This is a genomic window from Pedobacter sp. Leaf132 (assembly GCF_920984695.1).
Classification (GTDB): Bacteria; Bacteroidota; Bacteroidia; order Sphingobacteriales; family Sphingobacteriaceae; genus Pedobacter.
Map to the genome: position 1 here is coordinate 49,122 of NZ_CAKLBO010000013.1, position 23,140 is coordinate 72,261.

At 37.6% G+C, this 23,140-nt stretch carries 14 protein-coding genes; 1 reads left to right on the top strand and 13 read right to left on the bottom strand.

Features of this window, described 5'->3' with window-relative positions; translation table 11 throughout:
• Positions 1-20 precede the first annotated feature (20 nt).
• The 10 genes from LUA86_RS17970 to LUA86_RS18015 form a co-directional block, all read right to left on the bottom strand.
• Positions 21-1,799, bottom strand: a complete 1,779-nt coding sequence (locus LUA86_RS17970) for a DUF885 family protein (protein ID WP_231465384.1) — start codon at positions 1,797-1,799, stop codon at positions 21-23.
• 85 nt (positions 1,800-1,884) lie between these two features.
• Entirely contained in the window at positions 1,885-2,784 is a 900-nt protein-coding gene (locus LUA86_RS17975) for an AraC family transcriptional regulator (protein ID WP_231465386.1), read from the bottom strand.
• 385 nt (positions 2,785-3,169) lie between these two features.
• Entirely contained in the window at positions 3,170-4,414 is a 1,245-nt protein-coding gene (locus LUA86_RS17980; RefSeq protein WP_231465388.1) for an FAD-binding oxidoreductase, read from the bottom strand.
• Positions 4,415-4,438: 24 nt separating this feature from the next.
• The gene (locus LUA86_RS17985) at positions 4,439-5,440 is read right to left on the bottom strand and encodes a 4-hydroxyproline epimerase (RefSeq protein ID WP_231465390.1); all 1,002 of its coding nucleotides are present in this window, start codon (positions 5,438-5,440) and stop codon (positions 4,439-4,441) included.
• Position 5,441: 1 nt separating this feature from the next.
• Positions 5,442-7,019 (bottom strand): aldehyde dehydrogenase (NADP(+)), encoded by a 1,578-nt coding sequence (locus LUA86_RS17990; RefSeq protein WP_231465393.1) that lies wholly within the window; start codon positions 7,017-7,019, stop codon positions 5,442-5,444.
• A gap of 8 nt (positions 7,020-7,027) precedes the next feature.
• On the bottom strand, positions 7,028-7,945 hold the full coding sequence (locus LUA86_RS17995; protein WP_231465395.1) for a dihydrodipicolinate synthase family protein: 918 nt from the start codon (positions 7,943-7,945) through the stop codon (positions 7,028-7,030).
• A 178-nt stretch (positions 7,946-8,123) separates the two neighbouring features.
• Entirely contained in the window at positions 8,124-9,749 is a 1,626-nt protein-coding gene (locus LUA86_RS18000) for a M1 family metallopeptidase (protein WP_231465396.1), read from the bottom strand.
• Positions 9,750-9,832: 83 nt separating this feature from the next.
• The gene (locus LUA86_RS18005; RefSeq protein WP_231465398.1) at positions 9,833-11,230 is read right to left on the bottom strand and encodes a SusD/RagB family nutrient-binding outer membrane lipoprotein; all 1,398 of its coding nucleotides are present in this window, start codon (positions 11,228-11,230) and stop codon (positions 9,833-9,835) included.
• Positions 11,231-11,256: 26 nt separating this feature from the next.
• Complete coding sequence (locus tag LUA86_RS18010; protein ID WP_231465400.1) at positions 11,257-14,274, bottom strand: SusC/RagA family TonB-linked outer membrane protein; 3,018 nt, start codon at positions 14,272-14,274, stop codon at positions 11,257-11,259.
• Between the two features lie 281 nt (positions 14,275-14,555).
• Positions 14,556-17,300, bottom strand: a complete 2,745-nt coding sequence (locus tag LUA86_RS18015) for a DUF5695 domain-containing protein (RefSeq protein WP_231465402.1) — start codon at positions 17,298-17,300, stop codon at positions 14,556-14,558.
• Positions 17,301-17,758: 458 nt separating this feature from the next.
• On the opposite strand from LUA86_RS18015, the gene LUA86_RS18020 reads away from it, so the two are divergent.
• Complete coding sequence (locus LUA86_RS18020; RefSeq protein ID WP_231465404.1) at positions 17,759-20,842, top strand: beta-L-arabinofuranosidase domain-containing protein; 3,084 nt, start codon at positions 17,759-17,761, stop codon at positions 20,840-20,842.
• Between the two features lie 223 nt (positions 20,843-21,065).
• Here LUA86_RS18020 and LUA86_RS18025 read toward each other — a convergent pair whose 3' ends face one another.
• The 3 genes from LUA86_RS18025 to LUA86_RS18035 are packed head-to-tail and all read right to left on the bottom strand — an operon-like array spanning position 21,066 to position 23,137.
• Complete coding sequence (locus LUA86_RS18025; protein WP_231465406.1) at positions 21,066-21,485, bottom strand: DM13 domain-containing protein; 420 nt, start codon at positions 21,483-21,485, stop codon at positions 21,066-21,068.
• A gap of 6 nt (positions 21,486-21,491) precedes the next feature.
• Positions 21,492-22,148: a LysE family transporter gene (locus LUA86_RS18030; protein ID WP_231465408.1), complete on the bottom strand. Its 657-nt coding sequence runs from the start codon at positions 22,146-22,148 to the stop codon at positions 21,492-21,494.
• 2 nt (positions 22,149-22,150) lie between these two features.
• Positions 22,151-23,137, bottom strand: a complete 987-nt coding sequence (locus LUA86_RS18035; RefSeq protein ID WP_231465410.1) for a hypothetical protein — start codon at positions 23,135-23,137, stop codon at positions 22,151-22,153.
• Positions 23,138-23,140 lie beyond the last annotated feature (3 nt).

Sequence of the window (23,140 nt, forward strand, 5' to 3'; positions counted from 1 at the left end):
GTTGAGAAAGAATAAAATAATTAGCGGGCAGGCTGGTAAAATTTCCAGCTGGTTGTAAAATCTCTGGTTATGGGTTGATTAATCAGCGTTGCTCTAATTAGTTCGATCGGGATGAGGTTTTGCTTAATAATTTTATCATGAAATTCTTTGAAAGACATTTTTCTACCATCTACCAACTCCTTTTTTAAAGCATATAGTTGCAAACCGCCTGTAAGATAGGCCACTTGGTATAATGGACTGTAATCTCCTTTAAAAGAACGCCTAACTTCGCCTTCTGCATTTGCCTTTTCATGGCCAACTCTATCTACCAAAAAATCTACACATTGCTTCGGATTCCATTTCCCGAGGTGGAAGTTGAGTGAAAATAAAATGCGGGCACAACGATGCATTCTCCAAAAAAGCATGCCCATTTTTTCTTCAGGTGTTTTGGCAAAGCCTTTTTCGTACAGCAAAAGCTCCCAATACAGTGGCCAGCCTTCTACACTAAAAGGCGTTTTAAACATATCGCGATAACCTTTATAACGGCTATTCATGTAATATTGGTAATGATGACCAGGCAATAGTTCATGCTGAACGGTTCCGCGGGAGAAATAAGGATTATTGCCTCGCATACTCATTAGTTTATCATCCTCTTGCATACTAGCCGTTGGATAACTGATACTAATTTCTCTGCCGCCTGTAAAAAATGGATTAACCAATTGCCTTTCTTCCGACATCATAACCATTCCCCAGGTCTCTTCGGCAAGTGGCGGAATATCGATTAAATCATTAGCCTTAATAAAGCGCAGGGCATCATCCTGCAACTTCACAATCAATTCTGCCTGCCTGCCTAAGGGCACATAGCTATTTTTGATTTTCTCTTGTGCAGCTTTCCAGTTTTTACCAAAACCCATTGCTGCAGAAGCTTTTAAAAGTTCTTCATCGCAGTAGGCAAATTCTTTCTCGGCAAGCTCTATAAGTTGTTCTGGTGTGTATGGAATAAATTCTTCCTTTAACTGCCTGATTAATTCTGCCCGGCCAATTGGCGTGCCTTTAATATTTAATTTATCAACCTTTAAATTGGCAATCGAATCCAGGCTATTTGTAAATACCGCCGCATATTTCGTTAAAGCAGAATCAGCCTCGTGATAAGGTTTAGGCACCCACCAGCTAAAACCCGGCTCGTAATTATTATAAAACTGATAAAAACTTGTTAGCCGTGATTTCAAACCAGTAGCAACATCAGCTGCGGTTTTTAAATCGCTTGAGTTTAAGCTCGCTTTTTTTATAGAGATGCAAGCTGTATCAATTTGCTTGGCAAGTATATTAATCTGAGCAGCCAAAACCGAGCCTTCCAGATAAACGCCACGTTTTCTCAGCTTTTCAAGCCCATAAATCGTATCGGCAAAAGGGAAATATTTTATTACGGATTTATAATCTTTTTGCTCTGCATTAAGTTTAAAAAGCGCACTTTCAATTTCACGCTTTAGCAAAACGTAATCAACTTTTCCATGAATACTAAATGATTCAAATTTTGCTGCACTGAGTTTTTTCAGGTAGTCGTTATTAATCTCGGTAAGGCGTTTGCGTTGATCGGGACTGTTAAAAGAACGGATTGGCCAATTATAGTAGCCACCCTGCGAATATGGATTATAATAATCATTTAATGCATCAATATCGCTTTGATATCCCCGAATCATAGTGCCCATTTCACTGGTTTGCTCAAAAAGTTCTGAGTTAGATGTTTGGGCTTTTACCTGAACCGAAACAAGCAAAATGCAGCATGCAAACAGGGTATTTTTTATATTTTTTTTTAACATGATTGTGAAAAAAAAGGAATAGCAAATGCCTCCATCAATAAGATAGCTTCGGCATTTTAAGGTGAAATTTATTGTTATTTAAATTCTATGCACTTACATAAGTTACCCTGCTTACACTATTGTAGGTATCAATATATGCTCTTGGTGATTGGCCAATAATGCTTTTAAAAACACGATTGAAATTAGTAATACTGTTAAACCCTACTTTATAGGCTACGCCTGATATACAATCGGCCTTATCACCGGAAAGAAGACTTTTGCAAGCATCGTTAATTCTTACTTCGTTTAAAAAAGTTACGAAGGTATGCCCTGTATGCTTTTTAAAGTATCTGCAAAATGCCTGAGGTGTCATAAATGCTGCATTTGCAACATCCTCAAGTGTAATGTGATTATTGTAATTTTCGGTAATGAAACTGATGATTTTACTTAAGCGCATACCTTCATTCTCAGAAAAATTAGAAGAATATAAATCCGAGCAAAGTGGCTCTATATTATCACCCAGCTGTTGTAAACCGGTAAGTAAACTTAAGAATGCAAAAAGTGTATCCTGACCTGAAGATTCGTGAACATCAAACATCTTCGCTGAAATTTGACGAGTATAGCCGGCTGCAATTTTAAATCCGTGTTTATTTTTTGATAGATAAGTGCTGGCTAATTTCATTTCTGGCAGTGCAAATAAGCAAGCCAGAATTCCGGAAGGATTAAAATAAATAGAGCATGCTGAAACAGACTTTTCCTGACCGGCAAAATATTCAGGATTGCTTTTAAACAAATGAGGCAATTTAGCACCAATTACAAATACATCTCCCGCTCTGAAACTGTGCATATCATTACCTGCAATAAGCGTTCCCTCACCTTTTTCGATGTAGGTAATCTGCCATTCATCATGCCTGTGAAGGTATTGATAAAAATGCGGGAGCTGAATATGCTCCGAAATCACACTCTTGTCATCTGGGACAAGCATTGTAAATGGTAATACTTTCATCTTGTTTGGTGGTTAGTTGATCCACAGACTGAAAATAAGGATATTAACTCAAAAAACACAATAAAACACAAATACGGTTAAAATCCTGCTGGTATTCGACAATATTCAGTTTTAGCTGCCCATTAAACAAGGGTAATTCTTTAAAGAAAAATGCGGCTTTTTGCTTTGATGCACCGTGGATATAACCTTGATGGAGCTAAATGACAGAAAAATAAGTTATTTACAGAAACTTGCGACAAAAAAACTCTCAAAACAATTAAAAAAAATGTCCAAAACAATTTAAATAGCAAAAAAACCCGCAAATCAATTAAGATTACGGGTTTATATAATAGAGACAGGAATATTATTTAAGAAATATTTACTACACTAATAGTTTTCGCGGCATTTAATTCCGCTCTGCCTGGAAAGCGAGCGTATTCATCTCAGTTTTTTCCTCCGCAGCAATTTGACTAACCAATAAACCGGTTGCCGGACCCAAGCTTAAGCCCATCATACCATGTCCGGTAGCGATTATCAAATTCTTTCTTTTTTCACTGCGACCAATGTAAGGTAAACCATCAGGAGAAGATGGCCTGAAACCATACCAAATATTTTTCGCTTCGGGGATAGCAGGTTTTAAATCAGGAAAATATTTGGGTATAGATTCTACAATTCCCTTAACACGCTGCATATTTATCCTTTCGTTAATCTTATCCAATTCCATTGTACCCCCATAACGAATCTTTCCATTCATTGGGGTAATAGCCACTCTTGCCTCACACAGTAAAGCTGGAATAGTCATCCGGTTTAGCGGCTCATTTTCCATAAAAGAATAACCTTTGCCGGGCATAAGCGAAATTTTTAAGTCGGCCATTTTAGCCACAGCCGGCGACCAAGAGCCTGTTGCTAACACAAACTGATCAGCAGCCCATTCGTTATTGCCTGCAAAAACCTTTGTAATTTTATCGCCTTCGGTTTCAATCTTATCAACTTCTTTTCCGTATACAATATCTACACCATTAGCTTTAAGGTATTGCAACAACCCATTCATTAACTTTCCGGGATAAAGATGTGCATCGCAGCGATAATGCACCGCACCTAACACATCCAAGTTTAAATCTGGTTGTAATGCTTTACATTCTGCTGCAGATAGAATAGCCATATCCAAACCAAGTGTTTTTGCCTTATCAGCTAAATGCGCCTCCTCTTCTGCTGCTTTTTCAGTTTTATAGAAAGCTAAAATTCCGTTATTTTTTAATTCGAAATCAAAACCGGGCTCATTTGATAAATCCTCATATAGTTTCTTGCTCAATAGTGATAAATCTCTCAAAGGTTCTGCCGAATAAGCCAAATGCTTTTCATTGGCATGTTTCATAAACTTTAATCCCCAGCCGATAAGATTTGGGTTTAGCGATGGACGTACATAAAACGGACTTTTACTATTGAACATCCAGCGGATACCCTGACTGATCATACCGGGAGCCGCCAAAGGAATAAAGTGACTGGGTACAATCATTCCGGCATTTCCAAATGAGCAATTATCAGTAATATCTCCCTTATCTAAAACTGTAACCTTAAATCCTTTCTTCTGGAGATAGTATGCCGAACTTAGTCCAACAATTCCTCCTCCTATTATCACTACTTTCGACATTTATTTCTTTATTTTAAGATCTGATTAGATGACCTGAAATCCATAAGCATAAGGATCATCTTCCGTATCTATTTTAATCGTGTTATATCCATAAACCTTTGCCCATCCCTCTACACTTGGAATAATAGCCTTAAAACCATTTAATTCAACTTCAGCTTCTACTTTACCCGTAAATTTGCTCCCGATAAAACTTTCATGTATAAAATCTTCACCAACTTTAAGCTTACCTTTTGCATACCATTGTGCCATACGGGCAGATGTTCCGGTACCACAAGGCGACCTGTCAATGGCTTTATCACCATAAAAAACTGCATTTCTAGCGGTAGAGTTCGGGTCTAAAGTTTTACCAGTCCATAAAACATGGCTACAGCCATTAATCGTTTCGTCTTGCGGGTGAACAAAAGTATATTGCTCATTGATACGCTTACGTATGGTTTGGCTCCAGGTTATTAATTGAGATGCAGTATAATTTTCCAAACCGGGGAAATTGCTTTGCGGATCAATAATCGCATAGAAATTTCCACCATAAGCTACATCAAAAGTTAATGTTCCTAAATCAGGGCAGTCAATTTCCAATCCCTCAGCAGCAAGATAAGAAGCCACATTTTTTAGCTTTACAGATTTTACTTTTTTTCCTTCCTGCTTGTAAGAAATTTCTACAAGTCCTGCAGGCGCTTCCATACGAATTACACCCGGAACCTTTGGTTGAATTAAGCCTTCTTCTACGGCAATAGTGATGGTACCAATGGTGCCATGACCACACATGGGCAAACAACCGCTGGTTTCGATAAACAGAACAGCAACATCATTTGCCGGATCGTGTGGTGGATACAAAATACTTCCTGACATCATATCGTGACCACGCGGCTCGAACATTAAACCAGTTCTAATCCAATCATATTCCTTTAAAAAGTGCTGACGCTTTTCACTCATATTAGCCCCTAATAATTGTGGCCCACCGCCGGCCACTAATCTTACCGGGTTACCGCATGTATGCGCATCTACACAAAAGAAGGTTTTATTCATATTACTTTGTTAATTGCTGGTTTACCATTCTAAATATCCCAAGGGGATTACTGTCTTTCAATTCTTCTGGCAGAAATTCCTGTTGCCAATCCTGGTAAGCAAGCGGCCGCACAAAACGATGAATTGCGGATGAACCTACCGAAGTAAACCTACTGTCGTTGGTGGCAGGAAATGGCCCACCGTGTTGCATAGCAGCACAAACCTCTACACCTGTTGGCACACCGTTTAAAATAATACGCCCGGTTTTATTTGTTAACAGATGAATAAGTGATTGGTATTGGCGAATTTCATCAGCCGCCGCCATGATGGTAACTGTTAATTGTCCATTTAATACCGCAATAACCTGTTCTAGCTCTGCAACATTATTTGCTACAACCAAGAGCGAGTAAGGGCCAAAAATTTCTTCGTGGAGCTTTGGATTTTCGATAAACTTCGCGGCAGATACTTGTGCTACTTTCGCTTCAGACTGGTTTTGCAATTCTGCATTTTTTACCGTTGATGCAGAAAGAAGTTCGACGCCATCTTCTGCATGCACTGCTGTTGAAAGTTTAATGTAATTGTTAGCAATACCAGGAGTTAACATGGTAGCAGAAGGAACTTTAGATATTTCTGCAGCCAATAGCTGCTTAAAATTTTCTAATTCTGGCGATGATATGGCCAGCATTAAACCTGGATTAGTACAAAACTGACCAGCACCTAAAGTAATAGATGCAGCATATTTCTTCGCCAATTCTTCAGCTTGTGTATTTATCGCCTCCGGTAATAAAACAATTGGATTTATACTACCCATTTCAGCGAAGAGCGGGATAGGTTCTTTACGTTCCTGAGCCAATTTAACCAATGCCATGCCTCCATTGTAAGAGCCAGTAAAAGTTACGGCCTTAGTTAAAGGATGCAATACAAGCGCAGAACCAATAGCATAACCATCATCAAAAAGCAGTGAGAATAATCCTTTTGGCATGCCTGTTTTCTCTATGGCTTTAATAATGGCTGCACCAACAAGTGCGCTAGTGCCGTAATGAGCAGGATGAGCTTTTACAATTACAGGGCAACCAGACGCTAAGGCTGAAGCCGTATCGCCACCAGCTACAGAAAACGCTAATGGAAAATTACTGGCGCCAAAAACAACAACCGGACCAATAGGCACAAGCATTTTACGAATATCCGGGCGAGGCAAAGGTTGCCTTTCGGGCATGGCGGTATCAATCACCGCATCAACCCAGGAACCTTCTGCAACTAAGTTGGCAAAAAGTTTTAACTGACCGGTTGTTCTGCCCAGTTCGCCTTGCAATCTGGCAATTGGCAAACCACTTTCTGCAGATGCACGAGGCACTAAAACCTCAGCAATAGCAGAAATTTCATCAGCAATAGCATTTAAAAAAGCTGCCTTTTTATCCTTATGGATGTTTCTAAAAGTTTCAAATGCGGCTGTAGCGGCTACTAAAGCATCTTCAACATCTGTTTGGTTTGCCTTAAAAAAATCGCCCTCAAGCGATAAGCCTGTTGCAGGATTTATCGCTTGGAGCGGAGTTTCGTGACTATCTTTGTATGCGCTCGCAACAATATTTTTTCCAATCATATTTAGTTTTATTTACCCCAGCTGCCAGCAGGAAGTTCCGGACGAACAGCTAAGGCATCATTGATAATTTTCAATACTTTAGTTCTTTCTTCGCCTACAAGTGCTAAGCGGGGTGCTCTTACCGCTTCGGTGCCTAAACCTGTTGCAACCTCGGCTAATTTAATGTACTGAACTAATTTTGGGTGAATATCTAACTCTAATACAGGTAAAAACCAACGATAAATTGTTAACGCTTCGCTGATTCGGTTTTCTTTTATCAGATTGAAAATAGCTACCGTTTCTCTTGGAAAAGCATCTACCAAACCTGCAACCCATCCATGTGCACCCATTACAATACTTTCCATTGCAAGCGGATCTACGCCTGTAAATATCTTAAATCGATCACCAAATCTGTTTATCAATCGTGTTACGTTTGAAACATCTCTGGTAGATTCTTTTATCGCCTGAACGTTTGGATATTTCGCTAATGCTTCAAACATATCTAAAGTAACCTCAATTTTGTAATCTACCGGATTATTGTAAATCATAATTGGTAAATCTGTTGATTCTGCAATGGCACCAAAGAAAGCTAAAGTTTCATCTGCCGATGCATAATAGCGCATTGGCGGCAATAACATTAAACCTTGCGCCCCAAGAGATTCTGCCTTTTTAGCAGCCTCGATTGCTTTTTTAGTAGTTGACTCTGCAATGTTTAATAACACCGGCACGCGACCATTTACAACTTCTAAAGTATGTGATAGCAGGCCAAATTTCTCCTCATCCGTTAATACGCTAGCCTCTCCAAGAGAACCACCCAGGATAATCCCCTTAGCACCTGCTTCCAGTTGCGCTTCGATATTTAAATCAAATGCTGCAAAATCTAATTCATCGTTTGCTGTAAATTTGGTTGTTACCGCCGGAAAAACCCCTGTCCAATTTATTGCCATTTTTTAATTCTTTTATTAATAATAATTTTCTTTTTGATTGATTTTTTGATCCCGATTTGTTAAAGATGTTTCTCATCTATCTCAAGATTGTTTCAAAGTTATGCTATAGGCACAGCGCACAATTATTTTATTTTAACCGATACCAACTGTAAATATACCTTTTTAAGTTTGTAGGTTTTTATTGTGCTTTTGCCTGCAGATAATACATAAATTCGATTGCTGATTTTTCAAATAAAGCCGATTGCTTTAAACCAAGTTTAGTTTGTTTCCAATTTTTGCCCGGTATAATTTTTAAGGGTTGAACGCCATCTTTTTTAAGTACCAGAGGTAAATTAAACCCTTCTACACAGTTGGTGTAACGATATTTAACCACACCATTTTTAATAGAATACTCAAAAACAGGAATTTGAGTGGTTCTTAAATACTGGTCAAAAACTTTAGCATAAGAATAGCCTGCAAGCTTGGAAATGTATAACTCTACCTGTGCGCTGGTAACAGTTTTATGATAAAAATTTTTATTTAATCCCCGCAGGATAGACCTGAACAAATCATCGTTATTAAGGCTATGCCTGATGGCATGCAGCATATTTCCACCTTTTGGATACATATCTCCACTGCCTTGGGCATTTACGCCATAAACTGGAATAATCGGTTTATCATTTCTAATCCCTTTTCTTATTCCGTAGTTGTACTCATTCCCAGCCTGGATACCAAAATTATAATCAATAAATAAGGTTTCGCTGTAATTGGTAAAGCCTTCGTGTACCCACATGTCGGCCAAATCTTTGGTTGTAATATTATTTCCAAACCATTCGTGCCCACTCTCATGTATAATGATAAAATCATATTTTAGTCCCCAACCGTTGCCAGAAACATCTCGCCCTAAATAGCCAAATTTGTATTTATTTCCGTAAGATACCGCTGATTGATGTTCCATACCGGTATGCGATGCGTCGATTAACTGGTATCCATCTTCGTAAAATGGATAAGGCCCAAACCAATACTCAAAGCTTTTTAACATTTTGTGTACCTGATCTGGCATATAGGTTTTTGCTTTCTTAAGGTTATAATCCAGCACCCAATAATTCAAATCAAGCTTGCCTTTTTCGCCCGAATAAGTTTCTTTAAAGTTGACATATTTACCAATGTAAGGAATAAGGCAGTAATTACTAATCGGATTAACCACATTATACTTGTAGGTTACCGTACCGTTGTTGTTGTCCTTTTTAAAAACCAATCTTCCATTACCAATACCAACAAGTGTATCGGGTATGGTCATTGTTAAAGATGCGCCTAAATCCGGTTCATCACTTTGATGATCTTTATTGGGATACCAAACTGAAGCACCCAATCCCTGGCAAGCAACCGTCATCCAAGGCCTGGAAAGCGAATCGGTTGTAAAAATAAAGCCACCATCCCATGGCGCCCGTTTAGCCTGATGTACCAAGCCGTGGTAATAAATTTTTACCCGGTTTATTGCTGCTGTTTTTTGTGCAGGAACTCTTGCATACCACACGGAGCCTGAATGTTCAAATTGAAGCTTAACTTTGTTATTGTATAAAATACTGTCGATTAAAAGCGGTTCCTGCAAATCAATCTGCATACGCAGTTTACCATCATTTTCTTTTACAACTTTATAAACAATTTCGTTATTACCAGCTATGCTTTTACCATTAAAATCGGGTGTAAAAGCCAGTTCATAGCGCTGAACATCCCACCAGGTACGTTCAGGCGCTAAACTGCCTCTTAATGTATCTGCCAATGTATATTTATTCGTTTCTTGAGCATATAAACTGATATTCAAAAGGGCAAGACAGGAAAAAAGGATTAAACGAATCATAATACTCTGAAGGATTATATAAAAGCTTTTACATTTAATTTTTAAAATTAATTAGCATCCCACCATAAGCGGTCGGTAGTTTTGGCTCTCTGCTGAGGTTGCGGGTTAGCCGTAATCTCAGAGTTAGGATACAAAACCCTTCTCGGGATTTCACTTATTGCATTTTTAACTTTTGTAATCACCGGAAAGCCTGTACGACGCCAATCGGTAAAATTTTCTGCATTTAAAAAGTTTGAAATTGCTTTCTCTTCCATAATTAATCTTAATGCATTAGAGCTACTCAAAGTTCCTCTAGCCGTCAAATAGGTATTAACTTCTGCAGTTGCTACCCCAAGTTTTTCCATGTGTTTTCTAACAGCATCTTGATAAATGGGTTGTGCTGCTGCAGCTCCAGAAATAATATTTGTAGCTTCTGCTTTTAAAAATAATGCTTCTGTATAATTTACCAAATAATTATTTGCATTTGCGCCGGCATAAAAAGAAGCAGGAATGGAGTAAGATTGCAGACTTCCAATTTCATCTAAACCAATTTCGCGTCCGGTATATAAGCCGGTTTGAACAGCTGGAGCAATCATTTTGCTCAAACGTGGATCGTTTCTCGTTTTAAATCCTTCTACAAATGTATTGGCAAGCACCAATGTACTGGCCGGTAAAAAGTTCTGTTGCCAAGGGTTTTCTGCACCAGCAGCACCACTAAAAGCAACTTTACAATCATCTGCATTACTTTGCATACCATTATTTAATGCCGTTAACACCAATTGAGCTTGCGCAGCAGCTGTTGAACCAGGCGCTTTGCTTAAATGCATGTAATATCTCGCTTTTAGCGTATAAGCCAGCTTTTTCCATTTAGCCATATCACCAGCATACATAAAATCATCAGCACCAGGGCTTAAACCAGCGTTTTTATTGGCATCTTCAATACCCTGATCCAATAACTGCTGTATTTGAGCATAAATTTGCTGTTGTGTATCATAAACCGGCGTAGGATTTTCTGTGCCTTTGAAAGCCTGGCTGTAAGGAATATCGCCCCATGCATCTGTAGCATAACCCAAACAATAAGCGGTAAGTATTTTAGCAATAGCGCCATATTTAGTGTTGCCATTTGCCGATGCTTTTTTGTTTAATAAGATTAGATTATTTAAAGTTCTAACGTAAACATTGTTCCAGTCGCCATCCATATCTACATTGTACATGAGGTATGTACCCTGATTTGGTGCAACCTGATTTAAGGCAATAACCTGAAGGTATTGTTGCAGAATAATACTAAGGCTGGCGTCTCCTGAAGCATTGATATTCTGAGATATCAGCATTTGAACAGGTGGCAAAATCAAAGATTCCTTTACATCTATCGGCCTGTTTGGATCTGTATTTACATCAATATATTTTTTACACGAGGTAAGTGATACCATGTATAAAACTGCGATAACAAAATATATCTTTTTCATAATTTTTCTTTCTAATTGATAATTGATTATAATGTTAACTTCAATGTAAAATCGATGGATCTGGAAGTTGGTGTAGAGAAAGAATAAATTCCCTGTGAACCATTTGAAGAACCAAATGAACTTACCTCTGGGTCGCCTCCGGTAAAATGTGGAGCATAGATCCATAAATTTCTACCCGTAACATTTAGTGATATGTTTTTAAAACCAGTTTTTTTAATCCAATCTGGCTTAAAACTATAACCAATACTTGCATTACGTAATTTTACATAAGTACCATCCTGGATAACAGATTCTAAAACACTATTGGCACGCTGATAGTAAGCCTGGCCGGTAACTGATACGTTATTCGGCTGTCCTGTATTTACATTTACCCCTTCTACAACTCTTGGATCGCGGTCTTCAGTAACTTTTGGCGTTCCGTAAAAATAGCCATATCCATCTACGTTGTTTTGAATGTCGCCGCCTTTCTTCATATCAAAAGCAAAGCTGAAGCTAAACTGTTTGTACTTAAAATTATTGACAATTCCAGCCATAAAATCTGGATTGATATTACCAATAATCCCTTGCTCATCTGCCTGAAATGGCAAACCATCATCACCAATTAATAATTTTCCTTCAGCATTTCGGGCATATTTTGTTCCATAAATAACGCCATACGGCTGATTTAAAAAGATAAAGGTGAAACCGTTGCCTACCTGATTTAAATCTTTGTAAATGGATAATACTTTGTTTCTGATTCTGCTAAAGTTGAATGTTAAATCCCAGTTAAAATTTTCTGTTTTAACCGGGTTAGCATTTAATAATACTTCTATACCCCTATTGCGCATAGATGCAGAGTTAACGCTGGTAGAGTTATAACCCGTAGATGGTGCCAGCGCAACAAATGGAATAATGCCGCTTGTAGTTTTCTTATCGAAATAAGTTACTTCAAGGCTTAAACGATTTTTGAAAAAACCTGTTTCTAAACCTACCTCAAACTCATTAATTCTTTCATTTTTCAAAGTTGGGTCGCTTAATGTACCGCTAATTAAGAAACCAGATTGCCCTTGAAAAGGAAAAGCAATATTTCTGATGGTTTGCGATTCGTAAGGTGTAAGTAAACTGTATGGACCAATACTAGCATTTCCAACTGTACTGTACGATAATCTTAATTTACCGAAATTCATTACATCAGATAATCCTTTAGAAAAGAAATTAGAAAAGATGAAACTTGTAGCAGCCGAACCATAAGGATAAAAACTATTCCCTTTGGCTAATACCGAAGTACCATCGTATCTTCCTGTTAAGGATAAAATAATAAACCTTTTATAATCGATATTAGATTGAAGGTAGAAGCCTATCTTTCTGGTGAGGTAGCTATTTTCGCTAAATTTAACTGTAGAAGCACTACTGATATTATTGAAATCGGGAACGGTAATCCCCAAACCATTTGCATAAGAATTTTGACTGTAGGTAGAGATAAGGTTATTTCCTAAAATAGCATCTAAATTAAAATCGCCAACTGTTTTAGAGGCACTCACAATTAAATCATTATTGTACTGTCTGAAGTTGGTATTATTATTAACAATTCTACCGTTTGGGTTAGAAACAGAACCTAAAGATTCTATATACTTACCTTGTTCTACATAAACATCAGCACCAAAACGCTCTATAACTGTTAGCCAAGGCAATACCTTGTATTCCGCATTAAAAGTTGGTAAAAATCGGTTCACAATCGAAGTGTTTTTGATGTTATCCAAAACCCAATATGGATTATTTCTCGAGAAACGATAAAGGCGCTGAGTGCCATCAGGGTTGGTAGATGGACGCAAATCATAAGACACCGGTGCAGAAAAGATAGTCCATACCGGGCTCTCTAAAGCATAACCTTCTGGTTGCCTGTTATTTTTAGTGTTGGCATAATTTAAAGAGAAAGTAATATTTAAATCTTTTACAACCTGTGTAGAAAATTTTCCAAAAACGGTATTTCTATCAAATGAAGTTGATGGAACTGTTCCCTCTTGTGTAAGGTTTGTGTACGATAAATAATAAGAACTATACGTTCCGCCGCCGTTTAAAGCAATCGAGTTGGTGTAGGTTTTACCTGTTTTAAAGAACAAATCAGATTGATCATAAACTTGTGCAGGCTGTCCGTTAATTTTTAAGGTATCCATTCTGGCGCCCCACGAAGTACTTGTTTTTCTGGTTTCACCATCAAAATATACCCCGTTAGAGCCCAAAGAATATTTATTTTGAATTTCAGGAATCAGCGGATTTTCAAAAGAAAAGGAAGAGGTTAAATTTATGCTTGGTTTTTTATTTAATGCGCCGGCTTTTGTGGTGATGATAATTACACCTTTTGCACCATCAGAACCATATAATGCGGTTGCTGCACCACCTTTTAAAACGTTAATGCTTTCAATAATATTCGGATCTAAATCGGCAATACGATTGGTACCAGGCCCAGAATTTAAGTTACCGGTTTCATCATTATTTACCGGAATACCATCAACAACCATTAAAGCTTCATTATTTCCATAAAGCGAATTGGCACCCCGAATCACAATTCTTGATGAGCTACCAGGTGTACCAGATGAACTGGTAATTTGCACCCCCGAAACTTTACCTGCTAAAGCATTTACCAAATTGGGTTCTTTGGTTTGCGTAAGCTGGTCGCCTTTAACTTCCTGAGAACTATAAGTTAAATTTCGTTTTTCACGTTTTACGCCTAAGGCCGTAACCACAATCTCGTTCAGGTCTTTTTGGTCATCCATCAAAACAACAGTAATATTATTTTGACCTGTGTAGGCTACCTCTTTAGTTTGATAGCCAATACCACTAAAAATAAAGGTGGCCGGATTCGATGTTTTCAGCGTAAACCTTCCTTCGCTATTGGTGGAAGTTCCGCTGTTGCTACCTTTAATTTTAACCGAAATACCAGGTATAGCCATACCCGATTGATCATTTACTTTACCGTTTAACGTTTCTGTTTGTGCAGAGGCCGAAGCCAACATCAAACAAAAAACAACAATAACGGTTAAAGCAGATTTTAATTTAGTAATCATCTTAATTAGTTTGTTTGTTCAATTCAAATTTAACTTCCATTAAATGAATGCCTTAAGATGATCTTAGCTACTTGTAACCGAATATTAACAGAATATTTACAATTAGCTAACACCATTCGTTTTTAAGTTAACTACTTATAAAATAAGGATTTAGCAGCTGATTATTTTTTGCATAACTTACACTAAACTTGGTTTCTCCATTCACAAAAATGCCCCCAAATAAGTGTTTAACTTGTTGGGGGCATTTTAGTGTGCGAGGCTTCTAAAAAGTTTATACTATCCTATTTCTTAATTATCACATCTGTAGTACCATTTGGCGAAAGCTGAATTACCAAAGCGCCACGATCTGGTTTACCCGATGTTTTTATTTGGTAAACGCCAGTTCCTGTTGGTTTGGCTGGTTGATCAATTCTGAGTACAGCCTCGGGCGTAAAATCATCTGCTTTTTGCAGTTTTAACAAAACATCACCATTGGAAATATTGAACGTTACCGATTCTATTTTACCAGCATCTAAAGTTACCCACAAGCCTATTGGTGCAAGGTAGACTGCAGATTTTGCGGCAGTAGTTAATGTTACGTTTACCACATCACCTTTGGTTTGTAAATTACCGCCGAAAGCCAGCCAGCCAAATTCTTTGTGTTTTAATATATAAGATGAAGTATTAACTGCGTACCCAAAAAATCCTGACCCATAATCGCCTGTAATACCATCATTTTTTAATGTAGAAGGATAAGCATGAAAAGCTGCAGGTGCAAATCCATCTTTGGTAATGTTAGAAATGGAACCCATCAAACCACCGTAACCGGTGCGAAGTAAGTAGAAATTATCGGGGTTTTTTCTGTAATCCATCAACACCGGAATCGCATTCAATGCCGATCCGTAATGATGAATCATACGTTCTACACGTTGTAATTTCCCGCCATAGAGGAAATCCCAATAGCGGCGGGCATTTCCATTGTAAGCCCAATGAGGTAAAACAGGCATATAAGCCAAAATCGCATCTAGTGTAACTTTTGCTTTATCATCATAACCAAAATAATTAGACCACACATAAACTTCTTCCTGCCCGGTAGAATCCCAAGGCATTTCGCTACCAAAAGGATATTGTAAAGTACGCCAATGGTTAGCACGGTTTCGCATTGCGGTTTCAAGTTCGGTTGCCTGTTGCGACAGACCTTCATTTTTTAAATCTCTCAAAATCAGATAAAAAACGGTTCCTTCCATTTGCCCAAACTGCGCATAATAAGGCGCAATAGTTACCATCGCCATACCCGTTTGTGCCGCATCAATTAAGTGTTGTTTCCAGGTAGATTGTGCTACCAAACCTTTATAATTTCTAGCCAGGCGATACAACATCCAGTGTGCCGCAGCAACATGTGGGTAGTTGTATGATCTACCCAGGTTATCTGCTTCTTTTTTAGGCCAAGCCGACCAGGTTTTAAAATTAATATCCTTAGCATAAGTATTTTTTGGCAATGAATCTGGCGCATAGTAAAAAAGACTCTTTCTAACACCATACTTATTTGGTCCGTCCTTTATTTGTATTCTGCCAAACATTACCGTATCTACAAATTTTTGAAGCTTGTCTATCTCCGTCTTCTCCGGCTGCACCAATTGCTTCATAATGGCGCCAAGCCATGAACCTGCCCCACCTTCATCACTTAAGCCTGCAATCCAGGCCCGGTTATCTTGCGCCACTTGTTGCTGCTTTTCGTAATCATAAGTTATAACCGATGGAGAACGATGAAAAATATTATCAGGCTGATTAAACCACTGTTTTGTGGTCAGGAAATTCCCATAACTGGCAATAACTTCACTTTCTGGTGCAATAATTTTATAATTAATCGTTTGTTCCAAACCATCATCATAGGTTACAGTCAATTTTGCCCTACCCCAAATTTTACCTTTTACTTCATAATTTTTCCAACCACCCTTTGTTAATGGCAAGGCATTAAAAGTTAAAGCGCCTTCGGGGTAACAATTAATTGATTTAATTTTTTTAGGGTAATTGATGAATAATTTTGAATCAACATTTTGGGCTAGCACATAACCCGGAACCGATATCGCTACAGGTTTTTTATTTTCAATTAAGGTGTTTTCTGTTTCTTCGGCTTTGCCGGATAAAATAAACTGTAAGGCGTAAGTTTTAACTTCGCCCGGCTTAATGATTATTGAAGTAGGGTTGTTCCATGGTTCAGCTGTTTTCCATTCGTTTTCTGCATAAGCTTTGCTGTGTATCATCCACTCGTAAAATCCTTCAAAAGCAATTCCTCTTGGTGTTTTATCATCATTTAAAGGGTTGTAAGCCTCGAAAGGAGCTTTGCCCAATGGCGCAACAATTAACGATGGTGCTTGACCGCTTAATCGGGTTACCTGCAAATAGCCGGCATCGTTACCAATGTATGGATCGTAAAATACATTTTTAGCATGCGTTTGTTCTAATGTTCTTCCTTCTAAAATGTTATCAAAAATCATCGGAATACCCAATGCTCCAATTTCGATATTGGTATTGGTTTTATTTTTTAGCGTAAACTTTAGCGAAAGTTTCCCGTTAACCATTTCCCAAGAGCGGATAATCTGTAAAGGAATATCTGAGGGCAGCGTTGATGATAAATCTGCGGCAGCTAAAACCTTTCCTTTAACCGCAATGGCATTAACAGGCATTCGCCTGGTTGCTGTACTATAGCTTTTCCACGATTCAGTACCAACATTGCGAATTCTTAAATTGATATCGCCCAAATGGTAAAGGCCATCAGAACTTCTAACTTTTAAACTATCACTTGGAACAAAATCGAAATCTTTTACATTTTTTGGCTTTAAGCCGGCAACAGTTTGTGATGATTTTACCAATCTTAAATTAAAGGCGCCAGCATCAAATTCTACAAAACCATCAGATAAATTTAATGTTGATGGTTTTTTTGAAAGATTAACCCACGGAGATTGCGCCATGGAAGCAAAAACTGATACGATTATTAAAAAGGTAAGTAAATATGCCTTTGGCACACCGGTATGTATATTCATCATTATTTTTGGATAACCAATATTCAATTTTATATAACCAAAAATATATTATAATAAACGAAGGTTGACATGAGAAGCAGATTTAGGCAAAATCAGTAAATAATCTGCTTAATTATGGTCAGTTTAAAATGGTAATTACGGGATACGGTTAAATTTAAATCTGAAACTTGAATTATTTCATTTTAAAAAATCATCAGTAAACCATTTGCCAGATGTAAGTTATTTAAAATTTAATCTACTAAAAGCAGTTAAATTCAGGCTGATAACTTTTACATAATCCCTGTAATCAACAAATGTAATTTGTTAATATCTTGCGGTTATCAGCTAAAAAGGATGCATGTTGAGCTCAATGTTCTTTATAGCTTTATCTTTCTAAACGAATGGCATAAAATTTTCCATACAGCATATCTGTAAATTTCTTCGTTTTAAAACTACTTAGATATCTATCAATTAATAAAAAAATGAGCAAAATAGCAACATCAAAAATCAGAAGCAGAATACATTGGTTAGCAACTTTTGTATTTGCACTTTTTTCGTTTTTTAATACTGCCTTTGCGCAAAGTGGCGACCAAATATTAGATGGTATTGGAGAAACCGGATTAAGCGCCCGATACATTTTTGATGGCAATTTAAAAGATTGGTCGAGAAATAATCTACATGGAACATCGCTATCTAACGAAGTAAAATTTGTTAACGATACGCGTTTTGGAAAAGTGCTTTCACTTTCTGGTGAAGCTAATTCTTTTATTAATTTACCAGATGCTGTTTTAAAGGAGATGGAGTCGATAAGCCTATCGGGATGGGTTTTTCTACGTTCAAATCAGGCAAATCAAGCTGTGTTTGACTTTGGTGTGAATAACAGCAAGCACTTTTACATGCTTAACGCCCGAAGCAACCAGCCTGAAGGTTTAACCGCAACCATTGTTTCTGCCAAGAATCAAATAAATGCTATATCATCTCCAATAGAGCTGAATAAGTGGGTTCATTTAGCCGTGGTGATTGATATTCCTTCAAAAACTTTAATTACTTACATAAACGGAAAGCCATCAGGGGAAGTGGCTCATGCAATATCAGATTTATCTGAAATATTTGCCTCGCCACAATCGAAAGATAAAAACAGACTTTATATCGGCAAATCTTTTGTTCAAGGAAATCCACACCTTAATGCCAATTTACATGACTTTAGAATTTACCGGGTAGCTTTAAACAGCAAACAAGTTGCAGGCATTTTTAAAAACGCAGATAGAGGTGGCAATGGTCTGGTAAATACCAATACCAAGCCTGAAGACGATCTCCCGAAATTTGCAGCCAATCTTCCTCAATTTTACAATGGATCTTTAGTAAGTGTGCCTGATATTACCATAAAAACTGCCGTTGGCTCGTTACCACGGTTACCAGCCTTTATTGATGCAGTTTATAAAAACAATACTATCGGACCAAAAGTGAGGGTTATCTGGCCAGCACCAACAGATAATTCTTCAGTTTTAAAACCAGGAACTTATAGTGTAACAGGCGATATCCCTGGCACCAGTTTCAAACCAAAAGCCACAGTAATTATTGAACCGTCCTCATCAAAAATCGCTCCTGAGCAGAAACTATCTGGTTTTAAACTTAATCAGGTTTCGTTAAAAACAGATGCTGATGGCAATCAAACAAAATTTATAGAAAACAGAGATAAATTTATTAAAAGGCTTTCTAAAACTGATCCAAACTCGTTTTTATATATGTTTAGACATGCCTTTGGACAAAAGCAACCTTCGGGAACAAAGCCCTTAGGCGTTTGGGATACAGAAGATACTAAGTTACGAGGTCATGCTACCGGACATTACCTTTCTGCAATTGCTCAGGCTTATGCCGGGACAGGATATGATAAGACATTACATCAAAATTTTGCTGATAAAATGAACTATATGGTGAATACTCTATACGATTTATCGCAGCGCTCCGGAAAGCCTCAAAAAGCAGGCGGAACTTTTAACGCCGACCCAACAAAAGTACCGGTTGGAGCCGGCAAAGCTGATTTTGATTCTGATTTAGCTACCGGAAGTATACGCAACGATTATTGGAATTGGGGAACCGGTTTTATTAGTGCTTATCCGCCAGACCAATTTATTATGCTGGAAAAAGGTGCTAAATACGGCGGTCAGAAAAATCAGGTATGGGCCCCCTATTACACATTACACAAAATTTTGGCAGGCTTAATAGATGTTTACGAAGTAAGTGGAAATAAAAAAGCATTGGCAATTGCCACAAACATGGGCGATTGGGTATTTGCAAGATTAAATAACCTGCCTCAGGAAACGCTTATTAAAATGTGGAATACTTACATAGCCGGCGAATATGGAGGTATGAATGAATCAATGGCCAGACTTTATAAAATCACCAAGAAGACAGAATATTTAAAAACTGCACAACTGTTCGATAATATCAAAGTTTTTTATGGTGATGCATCCCATACAAATGGCCTGGCAAAAAATGTTGATCTTTTCCGCGGCCTTCATGCTAACCAGCACATCCCTCAAATTGTTGGGAGTATAGAGATGTATCAGGCTTCTAAAAATCCTGAATATTATAACATAGCTGATAATTTTTGGCATAAAATGATTAGCGATTACATGTATAGCATTGGTGGTGTAGCGGGTGCACGCAATCCGGCCAATGCCGAGTGCTTTGTAGCCCAACCCTCAACACTTTATGAAAATGGTTTTTCTGAAGGCGGACAAAATGAAACTTGCGCCACTTATAATATGCTTAAGTTAACAAGTGATTTATTTATGTACGACCAGCGAACCGAATTAATGGACTATTACGAACGTGGTTTATATAATCACATTTTGGCATCTGTAGCAGAAAATAGTCCTGCAAATACCTACCATGTACCACTAAGACCAGGTTCTGTAAAACAGTTTGGAAATGAAGACATGACCGGTTTTACGTGTTGTAACGGTACCGCTATTGAGAGTAGCACAAAACTCCAAAATTCAATTTACTTTAAAAGCAAAGATAACAAAGCACTTTATGTAAACCTCTACATCCCATCCGTGTTGGATTGGACTGAGCAAAAAGTACGCATTGAGCAAACGACAGATTTTCCAAAAGAAGACCAAACGAAATTAACAGTAAGAGGCAATGGAAAATTTGAAATTCATGTTCGTGTACCGGGATGGGCTACCAAAGGTTTTCTGGTAAAAATAAACGGAGTTGCACAAAAGGTAAATGTAACACCTGGTTCTTACCTCGCACTTAACCGCAGTTGGAAAGATGGAGATACCATTGAATTAAAAATGCCGTTTACCTTTCATTTAGACCCGGTGATGGACCAGCAAAATATTGCAAGTTTATTTTATGGTCCCATTTTGCTTGCAGCTCAGGAGCCCGAAGCCAGAAAAGATTGGCGCAAAATAACTTTTAACGCAAACGATATAGGTAAAAGCATAAAAGGCAACCCAAAAGAACTAAATTTTACCATCGACGATGTGGTTTTTAAACCCTTTTACAATACTTATGGCAGGCATTCGGTTTATCTGGATGTAACCTTGAAATAGTTGAGACTAGCTGTACATGGTAAAAATTTGCCATCATTAAGTTAAATGCATAGCAAAAGGCCATTCCAAAGGAATGCACTGCCTCCAAAAAGTTATACACAATGTGGAGGCATTTTTTTTTAAAAATAATAATCAAAAAATAGCATTTAAACAAGAATAGCCTATTTAAAATATTTATCTATGATCATTATGTTATCAGTTCATTTTATCCTTGTGTAGAAAATTAAAATTTCAGTTCGGCCGACCCAAATAGATGTTTATAACGTTGACAATAAACCAAAGCATATTTATAGTCTTTGGCAATTGTACCAGCAGGTATTGTGTAAAGTTGATTTCCGCTTACTGATTTAAGATCGCCAAGATAAATAAAATCAACAGGGTTGATATCCTTACTTAAATACACTTTCAAATCTGGACCATTAGTGCTAGAGAAATCTTCAAAAGCCAACTTTAGCACTTCTGCTTCCATGTATACTTTGGCCAACCCAGTAACCATACCGTAAGGTCCGTTTGTAAAGTTTCCACCTGCCTTAACAAAAGCTGCAGCGCTTACCTTTTCATCCAAAACCTCAGTTGGCGTATTTTCTTTTTTACAGCCGCAAAACAGCAATAAAATTATCAATAAAAAAATCGAATTTTTCATACTCTTTTAAATTATGGTGATTGTTTTTTTAGGCGTAAAAACTTGCTTAAACAACTTGTAAGTTTGGATTGAGGCGGTAAGTATTAGCGTAAAGCCAACAATCCAATTAAGAATATATTGATTGGCTTCAAAGAAATCTATGAACAGGTTACCCGTAAAGCCATAAAGCGCAAATGAAGTGCTTGTTCCTAAAGCAATAGAAAAGATATATACACAATAACCGAATCTACTTTTAACAAATACATTTTTGTTTCTCAGCACAGCTGTCCAGCCCATCCAAAAAGGAAGATGCAGTGGGTTTAAAAAACTCAATAAGATTCCAGCCCAAAATGGATAATGGCTGCTGAATGGGATAACATCTTTCAGTTTCTCCATTTGAAATGCTGCAATGAAACTTGAAATTGCCAGAACAAACAGCACAACACACATAACTAGGTTAAGAAAAGTCAGCACTTTTTTAAGTTTGCCCAGTTTATCTAAAATGAGGATGGCAAACCATACTATTAACATTTCCATTACTATTGCCCCTATTCCAAAAGCAATTGCATCTGCAACACGATGTTTCAAAATTAATCCAACAACGCTTAAGTTTAGCGTTCCTACCGGGATAGACCCTATAAGACTAATGAACAAACCGGCGGAAAATATTTTTAGGTATTTCACAACTATGCAATTAATTTAACATACTCACTGTTTTTCCTAATCAACTCCATTCCTTCTGCATACCCCATTAGTGTAAGTTTGTTATTTTTTTTGTTTACCATACTAATTTGGTAAAGAATGTTCCAATGCCTGATGAGGTCTTTCCATGCAAACCAGATCGAGTGTTTGGGGTCATATATATGCGTTGGTTCACTGCCTGCACCATTCAGTTCGATAACCACAAAATTCTTTCCTTCGCAAAGCTCTTCCCATGTGTTGTATTTGATATCCAAACGACCGAAATAAAATTCTGGAATTTGCATACAAAATTTGTCAATGGCCATCATTAACTTGGTATTTATGCGGTGGCTTAAATCCAAAAATAAAGCTCCCCTGCAATGGTTGCCATAAGGATTAAGCACTCGGCTTTCTCCAACTTTAAGTATATGATGAATAGACTCTCCCATTACATCTGTTAATTCATTAAGTTGAAACAGGTAACGGTCGATTTTAATAACAAGATCGCGGATGGTAGATACACCATCACCAATAACTTCCATAAATTCTTTACCAACTACACCAGAAATTTTTCCTGTTTTTTCTCCTGGTATTCGGTAGTAAAAAATACCGGCTTCATTTGGATAGTTAATGTATTCTTGCAGAAGGAAATCTGTAAATATCTGGTTGGAATAGGTAGCCAATTCTTCTTTGTTAGTAATTAGCTTAACCTGTATTCCTCTCTGTCCAACATCTGGCTTCGCGATAACAGGAAATTGAAGTTCCCCATTTTTCATCAATTCCATTAATTCATCTTCGCTTGTACCAACTTTAGCAAATACGGTACTTGGATAGCTGCCTTTGGGCAGGGTTTGATAGATCAAACTTTTACGTTCCATGGCAAAACCCGCATTTTCGATTTTTGGATTGGAAGCACTAAAAAAGAACAATGATTTCGCCTTAATACCCAAATAAATCCAATAGCCAAAAATGGGAAGGTAAATCACCTCCATAGG